This window comes from Marinobacter sp. THAF197a (genome assembly GCF_009363275.1).
Taxonomy (GTDB): domain Bacteria; phylum Pseudomonadota; class Gammaproteobacteria; order Pseudomonadales; family Oleiphilaceae; genus Marinobacter.
In genome coordinates this window covers 992024-1013136 of the sequence record NZ_CP045324.1, presented here as the reverse complement: position 1 = coordinate 1013136, position 21113 = coordinate 992024, and the positions used below count along the sequence as shown (strand labels likewise).

Genomic DNA, 21113 nt, shown 5'->3' with positions numbered 1-21113 from the left:
CCGGCCGCTGGCCGGACCCAGGAAGGATGATCAGGCAGCTTTTTTGCGCTGCTTGGAAGCCCGGAGACTGTAGACCTTTCTTTCTTTCAGGGCATAGCGGTTCAAACCCGCCAAGTGAATCTTGCGCAGATAGACTTCCCAATCAATTTGGCGTGCATCCACCGGGAAAAGCCCCTTGTCGACCTCACCCATTCTGGCAGACAACGCCTGCAGTTCATCGTTGTGGAAGATGTAATCCGGGGCTGTGTAAAAACCAAAAATAGTGGCCAGTGACTGGGTGGTATCCAGATTCTTTAGCATTTTCAGGTCACGGGAATTACCCAACAACTTCAATACCTTGTCCGTCACACTCAGGGGCAGGCGCACACCGCTGACCACCAGGTCAAACAGGGTTCGGTTAACCGCAATGAACGGCTTGCTGGGCTGCCGGTAGAACAGATGATCGTAGGCGGCGTAATTGGCTTTGGATTCCGCCATCAGGTGGTCGATGAACTGCCCCAGTGAGACCGGATTGGAGCTGCCACTGCAGCACTGGTAGATCCGGCGCCGACCAGGTTCTGCCAGGGCCTCGGAAAGCGACAAAACAATCGCATTGGCCACCAGATCCACCGGAATGACATCAATCACACCCGAGCGCTTACCCGGGAACAGGGTCACCTTCTCCCGGGCATAGGCCAGGATAATGGCATCCGCTACCTTGACGCCTTCAATCCAGCCAGGGGCAGGCTCTTCCAGGGCACTTTCAATGATGGAGGGCCGAACAATGGTCAGGCTGCGGCCGTTCAGCGCCTTCATCAACAGTTGTTCGCCCAACCACTTGGTAAAGGTATAGGTGTCGCTCCAGCCGTAGCGGTTTGCTTCCCGAATACCCAGGTCCACCAACTTCTTTTCAAGGGTTTTACCGGAGTAACGGGCGCGAACATCGGCAATCTTGTCTTGCAGTAACTGCACCAGCTCTTCAATCTCGTAATACCCCTCGCTTGAGCGGGGAACTGACTCACCTGCGGGCTTGATCACCGATTCGGTGACCGGCCCGGAATTCATGCCGTTAACATAGCAGGTAGACACCTGAAGAACTGCCAGCTCCGCATTCTGCCGGGCCAGCCCGGCGATATTCTCAAGACACAGGGTGTTGATGGTCAGGGCTTTGTCCAGCTCCTCCCGGAAGTTCACGCTGGCAGCAGAGTTGATCACGGCATCCAGTTCTCCGGCCAGTTTCTGCCAGGCGTCCTCACCCATACCGAAACAAGGTTCCGTCACTTCACCGGTGATGCAATGAACCCGCTCTTCGAGGAAGGTTTCAAACCAGTCCGCATCGACACTTCTCAAGCGATCAAATACCGATGACGTGGCAATCTCATTATCAAAGCGACTGCGGGCATCAGGATGACGTTTATTGCCCCGAATCAGCAAGTAAATGCCACCAATGTCCGGGACGGACCTGATCAGCTTCTCCAGAACCACCTTTCCCAGGAAGCCGGTGGTTCCGGTAATCAGCACCCGCTTGCCGCGGAGCTGCCCGAGCACCTTCGACGAAGACTCTTTTTGATTCACTTGCTGGTTTGCCATGGTAGAACTCCTTCTCTGAGATCGATGTCACCAGCGATCAACGCCGGTCAAAAGTCGCGGGGGGCCGGTTTCCTTTGCCCCGACATGTATGCATCCGTTTTGCATCCGCCTGTCAGAGCTGCCTGCATAATGCGGGCCACGATTTCGGTCAATTCTTGCACAGTGACCGTTACAGGGCGGTGACAGACTGCAAAATTACGACACATAAATCCCTAAAAAAATGACCAGCAACTGGGCACATACTCTTGGCTCGTTCATGACCGGGTGGGATCTCTGCCTGCCAGTGAGCGCAAGATGTCATCCAGGGAAACATCCGATGGTTTCTCTCGCAGCACCCGAAGTAATTGATCCTGCTCGCCAAAACTGACTCGATCGTACAGTGGTCCCTCCACCCCTCGAGGCAATACAGCAGGCTCCGGCTTAGCCGAGGGTGACGCCAGATCATCGGCCAGGTGCCGCAGGTGGGCCGCCAGCCTATCCCGGTCTACCTGGCGCAGATGATCCCATTTCATTGATGCCAACCCGGTTTGTACGATCTCCACGGTATCGGCATCAGGGTTGCGCCCCAACAGTGCAAAAAGGCGGGTAAATGCGTCATACCGGAGCATGGCATCGTCCGGCTTTGCTGCCAGCAATTTTTCCAACTGCCCGACCAGGGCCCGACATTGCTCGCCAACGGGTTCACCGCCGGGAATGGCGGCTTCAGCCTGCCCGGCTTGCCGGCGCGCGGCCTGATGCCAGTAAGCCGCTATACCGGCTTTGCGCCGAGGCAGTGCCGCCAGGTGAACATTGAGCATTTCCGCCAGGGTGTGAAACTGCCGGCAGGAGGGGTCCGAGGTGGGCAGCAGGGTCACCGGGTGTTGATTGAGCACGGACTGCCGAAGCGTTTCATCCCGCCAAAGTGCCCCCAGGTAATGCAATGTCCACTGCAGATGCCGCTGGCAGGCACCGTTCAGACGCTGGAACACCGATCGTGCCTGGCTGGCGCCTTGCGCCATGTTGACGATCACGGACGGCTTGCGCCTGTACCCTCGGCGCTTGAGAACTTTCATTAGGGAGAAAGCATCGGTGAGTGAGGCTGGGTCCGGGGTTACAACCACACAGGCCAACTCTGCCGCTGCGATCATATGAAGACCTACAGTCTGCAGCCCTGATGCCGTGTCAATAATCACATAATCGTAACAATGCTCCAGCTCATGCAGCGACTTAAGGAGCTTCAGGCTGTCTTCGCGGGTCATCTCCATACACGACTGAACCCCGGAGGCACCTGGAACAATGTCCAGCCCATAGTGGGTTTGCAGAATGGCATCAGCCAGACCACACTGGCCGGCGATCACATCGGCAAGCGTGCGTTCCGGATAAAGCCCCACCAAAAGACTCACGTTGGCAAGGTCTGTGTCCGCGTCCAGCAACAGCACTTTCTGCCCGGCTTTGGCCAGGGCAAGCGCCAGATTGACGGCAACGGTGGTCTTTCCCACTCCACCTTTACCGCCTGTTACCGCGATGGTTCTTGGTTGGCGCAACTTTTGCCTTCCCTCGTAGCTTGAGCAACCGAAAACAGACGAATCCATAGGCTTGTCACTATAAGCGACATTTTAACCTGTAAAAAGGGTACACATATCACAGACTTGAAATACCCTGCTTAAAAAATCAGCAATAAAGGTTTAACACGGGTGGATTATTGTCTAAGCTCACTGACTTATAAGAAGAATGAACACCCTGTCATAAAACTCTGATACAGAACAGGGAACCTTGCCCCGCAAACATAATGACGCGGAGCAAGGACAAAGGGCGCGCGATGACTAATGCGATGGATATTGCAGCTGATCTTCAACTACCGAGCCTGCCGGAGGTAACCCTGCGGGCGCTGAAAGCATGTCATGCCGGAGACAGTTACCGCGAGATCAGTCAGATTGTCGCCACGGACACCGCACTCGTCGCCCGACTTCTGTCATTGGCCAACTCCGCGCTGTACAGAAGTAATCCTCCCATCCGCTCCGTTGAGCAGGCACTGCTTCGCCTGGGCACCCGCCGCTTCCAGACCCTGCTGCTGACATCGGCATTGCGACAATTGCTATTTGAACTCGGCGGCGACGAGTGGCAGCAACTGAGGGATTTCTGGCGCCACTCTCTGACCACAGCCCTGACCGCCCGGGCCCTGGCCACACTGACACGCTACCCAAGCCCTGAAGAAGCGTTCCTGCTTGGTATGGTTCACAACATTGGTGAACTGATCGCCATCAAGACCCAGCCCCAGGAACGCAAACAGGACATCCTCAACCACCAGAATGAGATTGCCGCCCATTTTGTAACCGTATGGGGGTTAGGACCGTTGGCGGCAGACGCCATGCGATATCAGCAGTCGCTACCAACCCAGCTCCGGGACGCCAGCCACCTGGTGAAACTGATCAGCCTGTCGACCCGGCTTGCCCTCTCAGACTCAGCGGGCATTGCTGCTGCAGGAACGATCTTTGGGTTGCAGGAAGACCTGACACGGGAAATCTGCGACAGAATCAACGAAGAAGTAGCCACCATGGCGGCCTCCCTCGGAATTCCTCTGGACACCGCCTACCAGAGTGAGGAAGGCGCCCGGCAGCTCAGGCAAACCCTGATACACCAGGCGATCGCCAGCAAAACCCTTGAGCTGCGAGCCACAGACAGCACGACCCCGTGCGATCTGATCGCCAGTACCGTCAGCAGTCTGGGCGTCCTGACCGGACTGCCGGCCCTGTGCTTTGGCCCCGAGGCAGAGGAGCTCAGGCTGCTTTCCGGTACCGACACCAACCTTCCGGACCTGCGCCTGTCGCCCCAGCCTGGCGGCAGCGTCCTGAGCGATGCGTGGAACGGCGGCACTCTGGTCAGCCTGAACGAACGTGAGCCCAGCGTACTTGACCGGCAACTGCTGGCCATTCTGAGAACGCCGTCTCTCCTGGCGATTCCTGTTCAGCAGGGTGGGCAAAAACACGGGATCTTTGCCCTGGGCACCGACTCCGAATCAATGGAGGTCACTACCCAGCTGGTTCGGCTGTTCATCCACGAGCTTACGCAGCTGATTGAAGGTCAGACAACCGAAGGGCCAGGCGTCGACAGCCAGATCGCCCACGACCGGATACGTCGCCAGGTACATGAAGTCAGCAACCCCCTGACCATCATCAAACAGTACATTTTCCAGCTTCGTGCCCGGATGCATGATGAGACCGTCCAGGAAGAACTCGACATAATTCAGGAGGAACTGGATCGGGCAGGCTATCTGTTGCTGCAAATCAGCACCGGCGATGCGCCCGGCACTACCAGCGGTACAGACCTGAACCGGGAGCTTGAAAGCCTTGCCCGCATCCTTCAGGACAGCCTGTTCAACGGCAACGACCGCACCCTCAAACTGAGGCCGTGCCGTGAGGACACCCAGGTGCAGGGCAGCGCCTCTGCCGTCCGGCAGATCATCATCAATCTGATCCGCAACGCCGTTGAGAGCCTGGAGCCCGGCAATGGCGAGATTTCCTTGAGTACAGCAGCACCAATATTCCAGAACCAGCGCCGCTGGGTTGAATTGCAAATTACCGATAATGGCCCCGGCATTCCCGAGGCCGTCAGGCGCAACCTGTTTGCACCGGTAAACAGTTTGAAGGGCCAGGGCCACAGCGGCCTTGGCCTGAGCATTGTCAAGCAGCTGATTGATGACATGGAGGGCATCATCGCTTGTCACACGGGGCAGGAAGGCACTACCTTCCGGATTCTGCTCCCGGCGGCAGGCCACTACAAGCATGGTACCGACTGACGAATTAGCGGAAGCAGACCAATGGCATTAGAGCAGAGCAAGCAGCCCTTCCATGGGTCCGAACCGGCCAGGATTCTGATAGCCGATGACGAACCACGCCTCCTGGCCAGCCTGGCCAAATTACTGAGAGGCCGAGGTTTCGAGGTAACCGAAGCCAATGGCGGAAAACAGGCTTGTGAACAACTGGCCAGCAAGGCCTTTGACCTGGCACTGCTCGACCTCAACATGCCCGACACCGATGGTTTTGCGGTGATGGAGCGCATAGCCAGCCACCAGCCGGATTGCGGTGTGGTTGTGGTCAGCGGCGAAGGATCTTTCGGTACCGTCAGCCGGGCATTGCGCCGGGGAGCCCTGGACTACATACGCAAGCCGTTTGATCCCGAGGAACTGCTGACCACGGTTGAGGGCGTACTGGGCAAACAGTCTCTGATCAAAGCCCACGAAATGATCCAGACCCGGCTGGAAAAATCCGAAGCCCTGCACCGCTACATCGTCAACAGTTCACCGGATATCGTATTCATGCTCGATAAAACCGGTCATATCTGTTTCATCAACAACAAGGTGGAAAGCCTGCTGGGCTATCAGCCTTCGGAGCTCTGCGGTCGTCATTTCGGGCACATTCTGGACGACCGGGACGTGGCCAGGGGCACCTACGCCCTTCAGGGGCCGGACATCTCGGTGGATAACCCCAGAACGCTGGAAGTGCGGCTTAAAACCCGCGGCAGCAGCAAGGCAACCCGGCATTTCGAAATCACTGCCTTCCCGGTAGACCCGCAAACCTGGCCCCAGACCGGCGACACCCGTGGCGGCTCGACAGCCCAGCCGGCCCGTTATTACGGCATCGCCCGGGATGTCACTGAACGCAAGGAGGCGGAAGCGTTCATCAACTTCCAGGCCTACCACGACCTGCTCACCCGACTGCCCAACCGGGCCCTGTTCAAAGATCGCCTGGAGCTGGCCATCACCCAGGCTCGGCGGGCCAAGCAAAAACTCGCCGTCATGTTCCTGGACCTGGATCGCTTCAAGGTGGTGAACGACACCCTCGGCCACGCCATGGGTGACCGCCTGCTGCAAGCCGTGACCCACAGGCTCGAGAAATGCCTGCGCCGGGGCGACACCCTGTCGCGCTTCGGTGGCGACGAATTCACCCTGCTGCTGCCCTCGGTAAATAGCCCGGAAGACGCCCGGGGCATTGCCAGGAAACTGATACAGACTCTGAAAGATCCTTTCCAGCTCGGTAACCATGAAGTCTTTGTGGGGGTCAGTATTGGCATCGCAGTGTTCCCGGATGCTGGAAACTCCATGGACCAGCTGATCCAGAACGCGGATATCGCCATGTATCACGTCAAAGCCCGCGGTAAAGATGGCTATCGTTTCTATTCCGACAGCATGAGCATCAATACCGCCAACCGGCTCAGCCTTGAGCGGGATTTACGGCTGGCCCTGGAGCGGGACGAACTCAGGGTGTTCTACCAGCCTCAAGTCTGCTCCAAGACCAACCAGGTGGTAGGGCTGGAGGCTCTGGTGCGCTGGCAACATCCGGAACGGGGGCTGATCTATCCGGGCGACTTCCTGCCACTGGCGGAAGAAACCCGGCTAATCGGCAAGCTCAGTGAGCGAGTGCTGGACCAGGCCTGCAGAGACGTAGGACACTGGATCAACAGCGGGCATCCGAACCTGCGCCTGGCGGTCAACCTGTCACCCAGCCAGGTAGAACATCCGCGCTTTGTCGAGACATTGCTGGAGCAGGTCCAGTCCCATCGTTTTCCTGCCGGCAATCTGGAAATCGAGATCACCGAGAACGTGATCATGAACGATCTGGAACAGATCAGCCGGAAATTGAAAGAACTGGCGGATTGCGGTGTACGCATCGCCATTGACGACTTCGGCACCGGCTACTCCTCCCTCAACTATTTGCACCGGCTGCCCATCCACACCCTGAAAGTGGATCAATCCTTTGTCAGGGCCATTCGCAGCGGAGAGGACGGCGCCTGCATAGTGAACGCCATCGTTGCCATGGCCCACGGCCTGAAACTGGAGATCGTCGCCGAGGGCGTGGAAACAGACGACCAGCTCAACTACCTGACAAGCCTGGGCTGCCATCAGGTGCAGGGATTCTTCTACGGCCCCGCCCGGCCAGCGGCCGATATTGACCGGCTGCTGAGCCGCGATGGCCTGGCCTTCGCCCACACCGGATAACCGGTTTTCGATTGTAGGACACTCCTAACTAAAACATTGACCCGGTTTGCAAAGTGTTTCGATACGTTACTTTGTGTATCTGGAATTGCGCAGTACTGCACATCTTTGAACCCACCCCTTCTCTAAGCTCAGGTTATCAGTAACCGATCACCGGACTGTCCGACAGGCTGTCGGAATAACAATCACAATAACGGTGACGTTCAACCAGCGAACAAGAAGAAGGCAGCAGTCATCATGCGCGACAAGTACAAGTACATCGGCCCCGTCTATGACTTCCTGAGCAACCTGTACAGCGGCAAAAACATTCACCGCTGCAAAACCGCCATGCTCGACGTGGAAACCGTCAAACCCGGTGACCGCATCCTGTTTGCTGGCGTAGGGCACGGCCGGGATGCCATCCGCGCCGCCGAACTCGGCGCCGATGTAACCGTGGTCGACCTGTCTGAAACCATGCTGCGCAAGTTTGCCGATGCCCAGCAGAAAGAAGCGCCGAACCTGACCATCCGCCGTATTCACAGCGACATCATGAAGGTGAACGAGTTCGAGCAGTACGACATGGTAGTGGCGAATTTTTTCCTCAACGTGTTTGACGAAGACATGATGGTGAAAGTGCTGGAACACCTGATTCGCCTGGGCAAGGCAGACGCCAGCGTGGTGGTTGGTGACTTCTGCTACCCGACCGGCAACATCCTCTCCCGCATGTTCAAGAAGCTCTACTGGTACATGGCGGTGTTCATCTTCTGGCTGTTTGCCAACAACGCCTTCCACAAGATCTACAACTACCCGGAACACATGCAGCGCCTGGGCCTGCAGGTTACCGAGAAAAAGCATTTCAAACTTCTGAACATGGATTGCTACTGGTCGATTCTTGGCCGCAAGCAAGCCTGAATCTCTTCCGACTCAAAATAACAACAGGTTACCGGGAGCTTCATCATGTCAGATCAGATTCTTGCCCTCGACAACATCAGGGAACTGGCAGACGGCCAGTTCAGCTTCGCCGAGCGCGTCAACTACCTCAAGAAATACGGCCAGCACTCACAGTCGTTCTCAACCCTGCAGCCGGGCATGCAGTATTTTGATGTGCCGGGTATGGGCTACATTGCCTATATGCGAAAATGGGGCGGCACCTTTGTCCTGTCAGATCCAGTGAGCGCACCCGAGCATTTCCCCGCCATGCTGGAGAAGTTCCAGCAGACCTTTCCTAACGCCTGCTACATCCAGGTTTCGAAATCGGTGGTGGATTTTCTGCACCTTCGCTTTGGCCTGTATGGCACCCAGTTTGGCTGCGAATCCCGGATTGATCTCAGGTCCTGGAGCCTGACCGGCAAGAAGAAACAGATTCTGCGCACCGCACTTAACCAGGCCGAGAAGAACGGCATTACCGTCATGGAACGGTTCAGTGATGACCACACCCGGGAGATCTCCGAAGCCTGGATACGCACCCGCAAGTGCAAGAGCAACGAGATCCGCTTCCTGATTCGGCCCATGGAAATGGACTATCGGGAAAACGAGCGGCACTTTTACGCCTACCAGGACGGCAAGGCGGTGGGCTTCATCTATTTTGATCCGATCTACCGCAACAACGAGATCATCAGTTACGTACCGAATATCTCCCGCGCCAACGCCGATTTCCGACAGGGCATTTTCTACACCCTGATGGCCCACGCCATGGACACCTTCAAGGCCGAAGGTGTGCCCTTCCTGGACCTGGGCCTGATTCCGCTATCGCTGGACCAGGCCACCGAGCACCAGGAAAGCCGATTACTGAAACGTTTGATGCACGGCATCTACGAGAAAGGCAATTTCCTTTACAACTTCAAAGGCCTGGAGTTCACCAAATCCCGTTTCCGGGGTGACAACTTCAAAACCTACTGCTGCCACAAACGCGCTATTCCGGCTCTGGAATTCCTCGCCATGTTCAAGCTGACCCGGCTGTTGTAACGCCGGGCCAATGCTCGCAAACCCGCGCCACTGAAATCCCCATTTCGGCCATGAACAGGGCAACATCCGGGGGGGCGTCCCCGGTAAAGTGGGCCTCTGACACCACGCCACCGGTATCCGCTCTGGGGGTTTCCGCTGCCGCCAAACGCCCGGATTCGCCCAGCAGGAAGGCGACCCGGCGAGCGATGGCGTCACCGGAATCCACCCATGCAGTGACCTCCGGCAGGCTTTTCCGGAGCCAGGGTAGCAACAGCGGATAGTGAGTACAGCCAAGCACTACGGTATCTACACCAGCCTCACGCAGCGGCGCCATGGCTTCATCCAGCTCATTCTGGGGCGGTTCTGCGCCTTGCACCAGTTGCTCTGCCCAGCACACGAGCCCAGGGTGGCCAAGCCGCACCACGTCGCAGTCACTGGCAAACTCGGCAATGAGCTTATCCAGATAGGGTCGCTGTACCGTTGCCGGCGTTGCCAGTAGCCCGACCCGACCATTCACAGTGCAGGCGGCGGCGGGCTTGATCGCCGGCACCACACCCACAACCGGGAGCTCCGTCATGGCCCGCAAATGCGGAAGCACCACCGTGCTGGCGGTGTTGCAGGCCACCACGATGATGTCACAAGGCGACTGTTGCAGGCTTTGCCGGATCAGGGAGCAGCAGCGCTCAATCACCACCTGCTCGCTCTGACCGCCGTAGGGAAAACCAGCGTTATCCGCCAGATACACCAGGTCCGCACCGGGAAGCGACTGGTGAATGCGGGCAGCCACACTGAGCCCGCCAACACCGGAATCGAATACCAGCACCCGAGGAGGCAAACCGGCCATCATCCGGCATCGCTCCCGTTCTCGGCAATTTCCTGTTTCATGGCACTGATCAGGCGGCCGGCAATGGTGGTATCGGGCGGAATGGGTGGATGATCGTCGGCACTGAACCAGCCGGCATCCGCCAGCTCATCTTCCTGCAGGCTGAGTTCACCACCCTGATAATCGGCAAAAAAACCCACCATCATCTGATGGGGAAAAGGCCAGGGTTGGGAACTCCGGTAGCGGATATTGCCAACGTCCAATCCTGTCTCTTCTTTTACTTCCCGGGCCACGGCCTGCTCAAGGCTTTCCCCAGGTTCGACAAAACCGGCAATCAGGCTGTAGAAATTCCGGGTCACCCTGGAAGACCTCGCCAGCAGGAACTGGCTGCCGCGCCGGATGACCACAATCACACAGGGTGCGATTCGGGGATACCAGGGGATATTGCAACGGCTGCACCAGCGAGCCCGCTCCCGGGGATGTGACTCGGTGCGCTCTCCGCACCGACCGCAATAGCGGTGGTCCTGCCACCACTGCAATACCTGGAAGCCGGTACTGAGCAAATCTGCAGGCGCCTCGGGTGACACCAGCAGGGCGTCCCTCAAGGTAACCAACTGGGCGCCAGGCAGCCCGGAGTCTGGCAAGGTACAAACGAACAGACGCCGGCCATTCCAGGTACCCAGGGCAAGGGCCTCCGGGCGACTGTCGCCCATTTCCGGACCGCCCCAGGCCAACAACCAGCCGTTATCCGGCTTAAGGACATTGTTACCGGAAAACGCCAGAAGCAGGTCCCCTTGCACAGGGACGTCTTCAAACCAGCCCGGCAACCACTGCTCGCTTTTGCTCACCATGCTTTTGCCTTATCAGCAACCGTTTGTCTGAGCGGCAATGTAACACATCACAATCACTAGCAAGAATCTGTATACCGCTTTCCGCACCCGCCTCAACCCGTTAAACTTGGCGCCTGTTTCCAGTACCGGAGTAACATCTTATGCGACTTTATCAGGGCATTCGCAGCCTGATCCTGTCTCTTTTCCGCAAGATCCTGTTTTTATGGGTCAGGACCGATGTCAGCGGCAATACCCTGGAGGCCCTGGGGCTCGATCCGGACAAACCGGTGTGCTACGTGCTGCAATACAGCTCGTTGTCCAGCCGCCTGGTGCTTGAGCAAGAGGTCATCCATGCGCGCCTGCCCGGTGCAACCGACAGCCTGCCGGTAAAAAACGGGCCGGCCCACTCCTTTTTCTATCTGTACAAGCGCATTGGCGGGCCGTTCAGCGGCGGCCGGCAAACCCCGGTTCCCACCAAAGAGTTCACCGGCCTCGTACAGTTTGGCCTGGAGCATCCCGAACAGGACGTACAGATTGTTCCTGTCTCATTGTTTTGGGGCCGTTCTCCGGATAAGGAGAAATCCCTGGTCAAGCTGTTGCTGTCAGACACCTGGTCGGTTGCCGGGCGGCTGCAGAAGTTCCTGATCATTCTGGTGCATGGTCGCAGCACCTATGTGCAGTTTAACCAGCCCCTGTCACTCAAGCAGGTGGTCGACGAATACAGGAACAACGAAGAAAAAGCCAAGCGGAAGCTGGCACGTATTCTGCGCACCCATTTCCGCCGGGTTCGCCAGGCGGTGCTGGGGCCGGATCTGTCGCACCGTCGTACCCTGGTGGAAGGCCTGGTGCGCACCCAGGCTGTCAAGGAAGCGATACGGGAAACTGCCGCCAAAGACGATATCCCGCCTGAAAAGGTTCGCGCCAAAGCCTACAAATACGCGGACGAAATTGCCGCCAGCATGTCCATTGTGACCATCCGATTCCTGGAACTGGCGCTGGCCTGGCTCTGGAACCGAATCTACAACGGCATCGCCGTCAACAACATCAAGGTGGCCAAGGAAGTCGCCCAGGACCATGCGGTGGTCTATGTTCCCTGCCATCGTTCGCACATCGATTACCTGTTGCTGTCCTACGTGCTTTACAAGAACGGCCTGATGCCACCCCACATTGCTGCCGGCATCAACCTGAACATGCCCATTGTTGGCCCTATCCTGCGCAGGGGCGGGGCTTTCTTCATGCGCCGCAGCTTCCGGGATAATCCCCTGTACGCCACGGTTTTCAACGAATACATGCACGTGATGTTCACCCGGGGCTACTCGGTGGAATACTTTGTCGAGGGCGGCCGCTCCCGCACCGGGCGCATGCTGCCACCACGTCCGGGCATGCTGTCGATGACCGTGCGCAGCTTCCTGCGGGATCACCGCAAACCCATCGTATTCGTGCCGGTTTACATCGGTTATGAGAAAGTGATGGAGGGCCGCTCCTACCTGGGCGAGCTGCGCGGTAAAAAGAAACAGAAGGAAAGCGTCTTCGGCCTGGCCAAGACGGCCCGGAAACTGACCAACTCGTTCGGCCGGGTAGCGGTGAACTTTGGTGACGCCATACCACTGGCCGATGTTCTGGACGAAGTCCATGAAAGCTGGCGCAGCGAGGCTTACGACGCCGAGTACCGGCCCACGTGGCTCACCGAGGCAGTGGATGAACTGTCCAAGCGGGTAGCCAGCAACATCAACGCTTCTGTGGCGGTCAACCCGATTGGCATGACCGCCACCGTTTTACTGGGTACCGAGCGCCTGGCCATGGATGAGGGTCAACTGATCAGGCTGATGGACCAGTATGCCAACTTGCTCAGGGCCTACCCGTACGCCAACACCGTCACCTTGCCAGAGGGTTCTGCGCGGGACTGGGTTGCCTACTGTGAGAACATGGGGCTGATTACCCGCCAACCCCAGAAGCTGGGCGATATCATTGCCCTGGAAGGCGCCAACGCCATTCTGATGACCTACTACCGCAACAACATCCAGCACCTGTTTGCATTGCCGGCGCTGATTGTCAGCCTGTTCGAGAACAAAACCAGCCTGCGCAGAGACAAGGTTCTGTTCCTTACCAGCGTTGCCTACCCTTACCTGCAGTCCGAACTGTTCCTGAAATTCGGGCAGGATGAAGTGGAATCGGTTATTAACAAGTGGATCGACGTGCTGATTGATCAGGGCCTGGTTATCCAACTGGATGACGAGCGCCTGGGCCGACCGGAAGAAGGCACCGAAGCCATGCTGCGGGCCCGCATCCTGTCCCGCTTTATCATCCAGACCCTGGAGCGATACCACATTACCCTGGGCATTCTGCGCAAGTATGGTTCGGGCAAACTGACCGCGGCGGAACTGGAAGAGCAAAGCACCCTGCTGGCCGAGCGGATGTCTATCCTGTTTGGCCTGAATGCGCCGGAATTCTTCGACAAAACCCTGTTCCGGAACTTCATCGCCAATATGCAGAAAACCGGCGTGCTAACCACCGATGACAACGGCCTGCTTTGTTACGGAGAAGGTCTGGATGAGGTGGCCGAAGATGCCCGGCTGGTGCTGAGCGTTGAAAAACGACAAGCCATTCAGCAGGTCACCATGCTGGATGCGTGAGTCTTTGAGGTCTGCCGGCCCGGGTTATCTCAGGCGGGCAGCGCCTTGATGGAATAGATATCGTAACGGCTACTTTTGCCTTCGAGCCGCGTAGTGGGCTCCGGCCCCGCCACCGCAGGCGCCTTCCGGGGGCGCTTCACAACCACCCGGTAACTGGCACAGGCTAAGGCTGCGGCAAGCAACTGTTCGGAATCGTCATCGTCTCCCACCACCTGCCGGAATACCTGCATTTCCTTTTTGACCAGGGCAGCTTTGTCCCGATGGGGGAACATCGGGTCCAGGTACACCACATCCGCCGCTTCCCTGCCGGCGTTCTCAAGCCAGTCAATGGAACTGCCGGCCTCAAGCTGCATCTGAGCCACCAGGGGCGCGCAATCGATATTCAGTACGGCCCTTGCCAGGCCATCTGCCAGCAAGGCATGGATCACCGGGTTGCGCTCCAGCAGGGTTAGCCGGCAACCGAGGCTGGCAAGCACGAACGCGTCCTGGCCGAGGCCGGCAGTGGCATCCAGTACGTGCAGCTGGGCCCTGGTTTTCTGCAAACCAACGGCGCGGGCCACCAACTGGCCGGTACCGCCACCGTGCTCCCGGCGGTAGCCCATTTTGCCGGTCACAAACTCGGCCCGGACTGGCCCAGGTGCTCCTTTGCCGGTCAGCTGCAGGGCAAGGCCTTCGTCGTCCATATACAGCAACACCGGAAATTCCCGGACCTGTTTGGGTTTGACGACACCCAGCCAACGCACCCCGAGCTCGTCCGCCAGCTGTCGTGCAACCATCTGGTCACCCAGCGGGCTGGAACCAACGGCAACGGTCGTCGTCAGGGAGTGGCAAGTATCATGGGAAGGGTTTGGCATCAGACGAGAATGTCGATACCGGAAATAACCGAGCCGCCTTCAAATTCCTGCCCGGCGGCTGCCACACCGGCAAAGGTGGACAGTGCCCTGGACGCAGGCAATGGCAATTCGTCGGCACGGAATCGTTCGAGACGGGCATCTTCAGCCGCCCTGCGGGCTTCAATGCGGCGCTCAGTCGCTTCAGAGGTGGTCTGGCTGCCAGGAGCGGTATCCCGACTTTGCTGGGGCGCATTCAGGTCACGACGAACCGACTCGGCACCGGGGGCCTGGGGAGAGGCGGCCGGGGACCTGGCGACATCGGTACGCTCTCGTGCCGGGTTGTTGTTACCCGTTTGAATCAGGGAGGAATTGGCCGGATTAATACCACCGATCATAATGCGCAACCACAGAAACGGTTCAAGTGTGTTGCTGCATTATGGAAGAACCGGGGCCTCTTGGAAAGGCAGGCGGCAACATTTCTGATCAGAAAACGACCTTTCACGCACGGCCGGGCAGTTTCTTCCAGGCCACTTCATCCCGGATATAGACCGGCTGCGCCAGCTCCGCCGGCACCGCGATGCCATTGCGAAAATCCTGTTCTGCCAACCGTGCCACCATGGCGGCCCGGGGCACCAGGGTGTCATCCACCGCTCTGATCCGGCAGACCACCACTTCGGGCATATCGCCCTTTAATGTCCAGCCCTGGCCAGCACCAGTCCAGTTCGCCGATACGTCTGAGCCCGGCAGGCTCACCGCCCCGGGCGGGCAGACCCGCTCCTCGCCGATCAACACAGGCAACCCCTGCTGACACAGGAAGGTACCCCAGTAGACTTCGCCCATACGGGCATCAAAGGCCACCGCAATGTGTTCACCATCAGCCAACTGGTGCTGCTCAATGGCGTCCAGGGCGACAGCCGCCAGCGACGACACCGGCACAACCGGTAAGTTGAGCCCCCAGGAAAGCCCCTGGATCACCCCGGTCGCAATGCGCAAACCGGTGAAGGAGCCCGGGCCACGGGCAAAAGCCAGAGCGTCAAGATCTTTCGGGGAAAGCCCCTGTTCGGCGAGCAGTTCGCGAACCATGGGCATTAACAGGCGGGTGTGGCCCCGTGGGGCCAGTTCAAACCGCTCGCTGATCTGGCCATCCAGCCATAGAGCGGCGGAGCAGCCCTCAGAAGACGTATCCAGTGCTAAAAGCTTCACAGAATCAAGCCTCCCGGGCTACTCCCGTTTCGATTACTTAAGCTGGGACAGGATCTGGTCGCGGATGCTGTCCAGGCTACCAATGCCTTCCACGCGCACGTACTTGGGCGCATCGGCAGGTGCCTTGCTGGCCCAGTCCTGGTAGAAACCAATCAGCGGCGCCGTTTGCTCGTGGTAGATGTTCAGGCGCTTGCGTACGGTTTCTTCCTTGTCGTCTTCACGCTGTACCAGCGGTTCGCCGGTCTCATCGTCCTTGCCCTCTACCTTGGGCGGATCGTATTTCACGTGGTAGATACGGCCACTGCCTTCGTGCACACGACGGCCAGACAGACGACTGACAATTTCTTCGTCTTCAACGGCGATTTCCACCACGTAATCGATGGCAATACCCTGGTTCTTCAGCGCTTCGGCCTGGGGAATGGTGCGCGGGAAACCGTCCAGCAGGAAACCGTTCTTGCAATCCGGCTGCTGAATACGCTCGTCGATCAGGGCGATGATGATATCGTCAGACACCAGCCCACCGGAGGCCATCACTTCCTTGACCTGCTTGCCCAGTTCGGACTCGGCCTTGACGGCGGCACGGAGCATGTCGCCTGTGGAGATCTGGGGGATCTCGAAACGCTCGGTAATGAACTGAGCCTGAGTACCCTTTCCAGCGCCTGGCGCGCCTAACATGATGATTCTCATAACGTTGTGCTCCCGTTGTCTTATATTATCGTTTGAAAAGTTGCGGCAAAAACCGTCGCCTTTGCGACAACCTCTCAGGGGCTCCAGGCCCACTTGCTGGCGCGCCTGCCCAAAATTGAGGCAGCATTATACGAAGTCCGCCCCGACAGAGAAAGTCGACCTCCGTATCATGGTTGGAATTACCGGAAGACAGGGGGCTTCAGGCACAGAAGCCTGACGCCGTTTTGCTCAGGATGCAAGCGACGACGCCAGCACATCCAGGTCGGTTGCAACCGCCTGGATTTCTTCCTGAACCAGCGCCAGTGTTGCGGGCTCCAGGCCAAGCGCTTCTGTCAGTGCGGGGATATCATCCGGGTTGAACTCGTCGCCAATACCCTGCTCTTTCAGCAGTGCATTCGCCAGTTGGACCATCAAAACATACTCTTCATGCTCACCATGATAACCCGGGTGCTGGTGCATGCCTGCCGCCTTGATGACCGGTTCCGGCAGTTGCCAGAGCCGATGCAGAATACCGCCAATGGCACCATGGCCAACCGCCAGGATATCCTGGCGCTCGCTATGGCCAAACACTTCCTGTTCCAGTGAATGCATGCTTGCTTCAGGGTTGATCTCCCGAAGAGCGTTCAGTTCCTGAAATTCAGAGGGGAACAGGTGCCCCACCAGCAACAGGCCAAAGTTGTGCAACAGCCCGCACAGATACGCCAGCCCCTTGTCCCGGCCGGAGCGCGCCGCCAGACTTTGGCACAGGAAGGCACAATACAGTGAGTGACGCCAGAAATTATCCATGCCCAGCATTCCACCCCTGGGCACATCAAAAGCCCTCACCGATGCAATACCCATGGCAATATGGGCGACCCGATCAAATCCCAGCACCCGGGTAACGGCCTCCTGAACCGAGTTGATCTGACCAGGGTAATTGAACAGTGCCGACCGTGCGTAGCGCATGATCTGGGCCGTCATGCTCGGGTCAAACTCAATCAGTTCCGCCAGCTCTCTGGCTGTGGCTTCCGTATTGGCGGTCAGGCGCAGAATCCGCAACGCCAGCGCCGGCATGGGCGGCAGACGATAGAGTTTCTGCAGTTTGTCAGCCACTTCGTCGAGGCTCAGTGCGCCACGGGAGCCATTACCCTGCCCCCGGATAACCAGATGCCCTTCCCGGGCACCCGCCAGTGCCAACCGGAACGAGCGGCCGTCCATCACAACCAGGGTATCGTTGGTGCCAGCTGAGAACACCACCTGGTCGGCGGTGGTGAGATCTTCGTCAATCAGCACCGGCAGGTCCCAGGCATTCCCCACCGGTGGCACGAATCCCGGCTCGCAGTCGCCAAACAGCCTTGCTGTCTGGCGCGCGGTTAGCGGCTGCAGGCGACGCCCGGTAAACTGATGCAGGGTGTCCATATCCAACGTACTGTCAAAGCGATGCACCGCCATGACCACACCATTGATGTCGATCAGCAGCGTGGGCTGGATAAAATCATGCTGGGGCTTGCCAGAGGCAAGAACCGCGGCATCGAGATTGCTTACCGGTGCAATTTCGATCTGCTGATAGCTGATACCCTTGCGGGCGAGGTAATGCGACAGTCGCTCTGACAGTGCCAACGGGGAAGACTCCTTTATCCGGTTCAGGGCTTTCCGGCCCCGGCGTTATTATGCACGTTAGCCCGTATTACGCATACCAGCGGCGATGCCCGCCATGGTGACTTTCAGCGCCCGCTCCACCATATCCGGCACCTCACCTTTGCCCTCACTCTCGCGGTCACGTTTGAGCAATTCCGCCTGAAGGTAATGCAATGGGTCCGTGTAGGGGTTGCGCACTCTCATGGAATGGGCAAACACCGGTTCGCTCTCCAACAGGGCTTGCTGATCCTTGAGCTCCAGCACGCGCTCGATACAGCCGTTCAGCCGTTCCCTGAGGCTACCCCCAAGGGCCCTGAGGCTTTCATCCTCCACCAGGGTCTGCTCGTAATAGCTGGCAATGCGCAGGTCGGCTTTGGCCAGCACCATTTCCAGCATGTCGACATAGGTGCGGAAAAACGGCCAGCCCCGCATCATCTCACGCAGCTCTGGCAGGCGCTGATGCCGGGCGGCTTCCTCCAGGGCCACATCGCTGCCCAGCCAACTGGGCAGCATCAGGCGCATTTGGGTCCAGGCAAAAATCCAGGGAATGGCTCGCAAACTCTCCACGCCACCGGTGGCTTTCCGGCGCGCCGGTCGACTGCCCAGGGCCAGCTTACCCAGCGCAGTTTCGGGTGTAACCTGCCGGAAATAAGGCACGAAATCCGGGTTATCCCTTACCACTTCCCGGTAAGATTTGAGGGAACGCTCGGTCAGCCAGTCCATCATCTCGCGCCAGCTGTCCTCGGGTTGTGGCGGTGGCGCCAGGGTCGCCTCAATGACGGCAGTGGTGTACAGGGTAAGGCTTTGTACCGCCAGCCGGGGCAAACCGAACTTGAATCGGATCATTTCCCCCTGCTCGGTAATCCGGAAACTGCCGTTCACCGATCCCGGCGGTTGCGACAGAATCGCCCGGTTTGCCGGGCCGCCACCACGGCCCACCGTGCCGCCGCGACCGTGGAACAGGGTCAGGTGAACGCCATATTGGCGGGCCACCTGGGTGAGTTTTTCCTGCGCCTGGTACTGGGCCCAGGCTGCCATCAGCTGGCCGGCGTCCTTGGACGAGTCCGAATAGCCAATCATCACCTCCTGGCGGCCCTGACAGTACTCGCGGTACCAATCAACCTGATACAGGGCAGCCATGCTGTCTGGTGCACCCTGAAGATCGCTGAGGGTTTCAAACAAAGGCACCACACGCATCGGGAACTTCATTCCCGCTTCCCGCAACAACAGGATCACGTTCAATACATCTGAAGGCTTGCTGGCCATGGAGATAACGTAGGAACCCAGCGCTTCCGGGGTCTGGCCCGCCACCACCTCGCAGGTAGCCAGCACTTCCCTGACTGACTCTGAGGGTTCCCAGTTGCGGGGCACCAGTGGCCGGCGGCCTTGCAGCTCGCGCAGCAGGAATGCCTGCCGGTCGTCTTCCGACCAGGACAGATAGTCTCCCAGCCCCAGGTAATCCACCATCTCTGCCACCGCCTCCGCATGCCGGGAAGCCTCCTGCCGGATATCCAGGCGAATCAGCGGCAGTCCGAATGTGTGAGCACGGCGAATGGTGTCCAACAGCGGGCCGTTGGCAATTCGCTCCAGGCCGCAATCCATCAGTGATCGATAACACAGCTCCAGGGGAGCCGTCAGGTCTTCGTTCTCAAACAGGATACCGGTCTCGTCCGCTACGTGGCCTTTAACGCCGGCCTCGGCCCAGTCCCGGGTACGGACCAGGCGCTCCCGCAACTCGGCCAGTACCTGACGATAGGGTTCCCGGCAATCACCGACCCGCGCCCTCAGTTCATCACTGGCCTGCCACATGGATAACTCGGCCCTCAGTGCCTGAATATCCCGCAGGTAAAGATCGGCAGCCATCCAGCGGCCCAGCAGGAAGACCTGACGAGTCACATCGTGAGTCACGTTCGGGTTACCGTCTCGGTCCCCTCCCATCCAGGAGGCAATACGAATCGGGGAATTCTGCAGGGGCAGGCCTTTGCCCGTTGCATCAGAAAGTGACTGGTCCAGGCTTCGAAGGAATCTGGGCAATGCCTGCCAGAGGCTGTTCTCGATGACCGCAAAGCCCCACTTGGCCTCGTCCACAGCCGTCGGCCGCTCATGGCGGATTTCGTCGGTGTGCCAGGCCTCAGTAATCAGCTGTGACAGGCGGGCCACAATCTCATCACGCTCCGCCGGCATCAGATCGTCGTGGTCGAGCCGGGCCAGGCAATCCGACATTTCGTCGTATTTCAGAATCAGGGTACGGCGGGCAACTTCTGTCGGGTGGGCTGTCAGTACAAACTCAATCCGCAGGTCAGCCACCCGCTGATGCAATTCCTCAGGATCAACGCCCCCGGATTTCAATCGCTCGAAGACCTCACCCAGGGACTCCACCATCAGGTCGGAAGGGTGGCCCTGCTTACGGCGAATGCCATGGTACTGCTCGGCCAGGTTCGCCAGGTTGAGAAACTGGTTGAAGGCGCGGGTGACCGGCAACAGTTCATCGTCGCTCAGTTGCCCCAGGAGTGTTACCAGGCGCTGCCCGGAGCCACTCTCCTGCCGACGGTCAGCTTTGGCCGCAGCCCGAATCTCCTCAATCCGCTCGTAGCAGTCCTGCCCGGGAAAACGCTGGATGCTCTGGCCCAGTAATTCGCCCAGCAGACGCACATTTTCTCGCAGATCGGGGTGCAGTTCGGTCACGTTGAGTTCCTTCTGAATTGACGGAGACGAAGTAAACTTACGATACTAAGGATCCGTTCGAAAAGTCTATTGGCGATTCAATCCCCTCGCCCCAAGGAGCCACCATGAAAGTGACCGATTTGCCCCAGCACTGGGAACAGGAAAAACAGACGACGGAACGTACACACGAATACAATCTGCGCCTGCCCCTTGAAGACGCCGCCCGGGTAGCCGCGCTGGCGGAACTCTATCCAGATCGCAGCGAAAGCGAGATTCTCAATGACATGATTGCCGCTGCCCTGGACGACCTGATTACTCAGGGGCCGCTGAAGGATCGCCTGGCAGACAAGGGAAAGTAAT

16 protein-coding genes are annotated in these 21113 nt (G+C 58.5%); 6 read left to right on the top strand and 10 right to left on the bottom strand.

Annotated features, from left to right (window positions below):
• Positions 1-30: 30 nt before the first annotated feature.
• Together FIV08_RS04680 and FIV08_RS04675 are read right to left on the bottom strand one after the other, a co-directional pair.
• A complete protein-coding gene (locus FIV08_RS04680) occupies positions 31-1569 on the bottom strand; it encodes a fatty acyl-CoA reductase (protein WP_152437497.1) in 1539 nt (512 codons plus the stop codon).
• A gap of 254 nt (positions 1570-1823) precedes the next feature.
• Positions 1824-3140: a MinD/ParA family ATP-binding protein gene (locus FIV08_RS04675; protein WP_152437496.1), complete on the bottom strand. Its 1317-nt coding sequence runs from the start codon at positions 3138-3140 to the stop codon at positions 1824-1826.
• A 227-nt stretch (positions 3141-3367) separates the two neighbouring features.
• Here FIV08_RS04675 and FIV08_RS04670 point away from each other — a divergent pair, with 227 nt between their 5' ends.
• The 4 genes from FIV08_RS04670 (at position 3368) to FIV08_RS04655 (ending at position 9484) form a co-directional block, all read left to right on the top strand.
• Positions 3368-5344: an HDOD domain-containing protein gene (locus FIV08_RS04670; RefSeq protein WP_228715492.1), complete on the top strand. Its 1977-nt coding sequence runs from the start codon at positions 3368-3370 to the stop codon at positions 5342-5344.
• A gap of 21 nt (positions 5345-5365) precedes the next feature.
• Positions 5366-7543, top strand: a complete 2178-nt coding sequence (locus FIV08_RS04665) for an EAL domain-containing protein (protein WP_152437495.1) — start codon at positions 5366-5368, stop codon at positions 7541-7543.
• Positions 7544-7777: 234 nt separating this feature from the next.
• Complete coding sequence (locus FIV08_RS04660) at positions 7778-8431, top strand: class I SAM-dependent methyltransferase (protein ID WP_061332259.1); 654 nt, start codon at positions 7778-7780, stop codon at positions 8429-8431.
• Positions 8432-8476: 45 nt separating this feature from the next.
• A complete protein-coding gene (locus FIV08_RS04655; RefSeq protein WP_068351570.1) occupies positions 8477-9484 on the top strand; it encodes a DUF2156 domain-containing protein in 1008 nt (335 codons plus the stop codon).
• On the opposite strand, the gene murI is transcribed toward FIV08_RS04655, so the two are convergent.
• Together murI and nudC are read right to left on the bottom strand one after the other, a co-directional pair.
• The gene (gene murI / locus FIV08_RS04650; protein WP_152439588.1) at positions 9462-10307 is read right to left on the bottom strand and encodes a glutamate racemase; all 846 of its coding nucleotides are present in this window, start codon (positions 10305-10307) and stop codon (positions 9462-9464) included. The two genes, FIV08_RS04655 and murI, sit on opposite strands and share 23 nt — an antisense overlap.
• Complete coding sequence (nudC, locus tag FIV08_RS04645; RefSeq protein ID WP_152437494.1) at positions 10307-11137, bottom strand: NAD(+) diphosphatase; 831 nt, start codon at positions 11135-11137, stop codon at positions 10307-10309. Before nudC ends, murI begins: the two co-directional genes overlap by 1 nt.
• Before the next feature lie 140 nt (positions 11138-11277).
• On the opposite strand from nudC, the gene plsB reads away from it, so the two are divergent.
• Complete coding sequence (gene plsB / locus FIV08_RS04640; protein ID WP_152437493.1) at positions 11278-13749, top strand: glycerol-3-phosphate 1-O-acyltransferase PlsB; 2472 nt, start codon at positions 11278-11280, stop codon at positions 13747-13749.
• Between the two features lie 29 nt (positions 13750-13778).
• Here the strand turns inward: plsB and FIV08_RS04635 are convergent, their stop codons facing one another.
• From FIV08_RS04635 to ppc, 6 genes are all read right to left on the bottom strand, one after another.
• Positions 13779-14603, bottom strand: coding sequence for a class I SAM-dependent methyltransferase (locus FIV08_RS04635; protein WP_152437492.1), 825 nt, complete (start codon positions 14601-14603; stop codon positions 13779-13781).
• On the bottom strand, positions 14603-14977 hold the full coding sequence (locus FIV08_RS04630; RefSeq protein WP_152437491.1) for a UDP pyrophosphate phosphatase: 375 nt from the start codon (positions 14975-14977) through the stop codon (positions 14603-14605). Before FIV08_RS04630 ends, FIV08_RS04635 begins: the two co-directional genes overlap by 1 nt.
• A gap of 103 nt (positions 14978-15080) precedes the next feature.
• A complete protein-coding gene (gene tsaB / locus FIV08_RS04625) occupies positions 15081-15785 on the bottom strand; it encodes a tRNA (adenosine(37)-N6)-threonylcarbamoyltransferase complex dimerization subunit type 1 TsaB (RefSeq protein ID WP_138437758.1) in 705 nt (234 codons plus the stop codon).
• A gap of 33 nt (positions 15786-15818) precedes the next feature.
• Entirely contained in the window at positions 15819-16472 is a 654-nt protein-coding gene (gene adk / locus FIV08_RS04620) for an adenylate kinase (protein WP_061332267.1), read from the bottom strand.
• A gap of 228 nt (positions 16473-16700) precedes the next feature.
• Positions 16701-18071 carry an HDOD domain-containing protein gene (locus FIV08_RS04615; RefSeq protein ID WP_058091708.1) on the bottom strand — a complete coding sequence of 457 codons (1371 nt, stop codon included), beginning with the start codon at positions 18069-18071 and terminating at the stop codon, positions 16701-16703.
• A 57-nt stretch (positions 18072-18128) separates the two neighbouring features.
• Positions 18129-20774 carry a phosphoenolpyruvate carboxylase gene (ppc, locus tag FIV08_RS04610; protein ID WP_152437490.1) on the bottom strand — a complete coding sequence of 882 codons (2646 nt, stop codon included), beginning with the start codon at positions 20772-20774 and terminating at the stop codon, positions 18129-18131.
• Positions 20775-20878: 104 nt separating this feature from the next.
• On the opposite strand from ppc, the gene FIV08_RS04605 reads away from it, so the two are divergent.
• Positions 20879-21112: a hypothetical protein gene (locus tag FIV08_RS04605; RefSeq protein WP_061332268.1), complete on the top strand. Its 234-nt coding sequence runs from the start codon at positions 20879-20881 to the stop codon at positions 21110-21112.
• Position 21113: the final 1 nt, after the last annotated feature.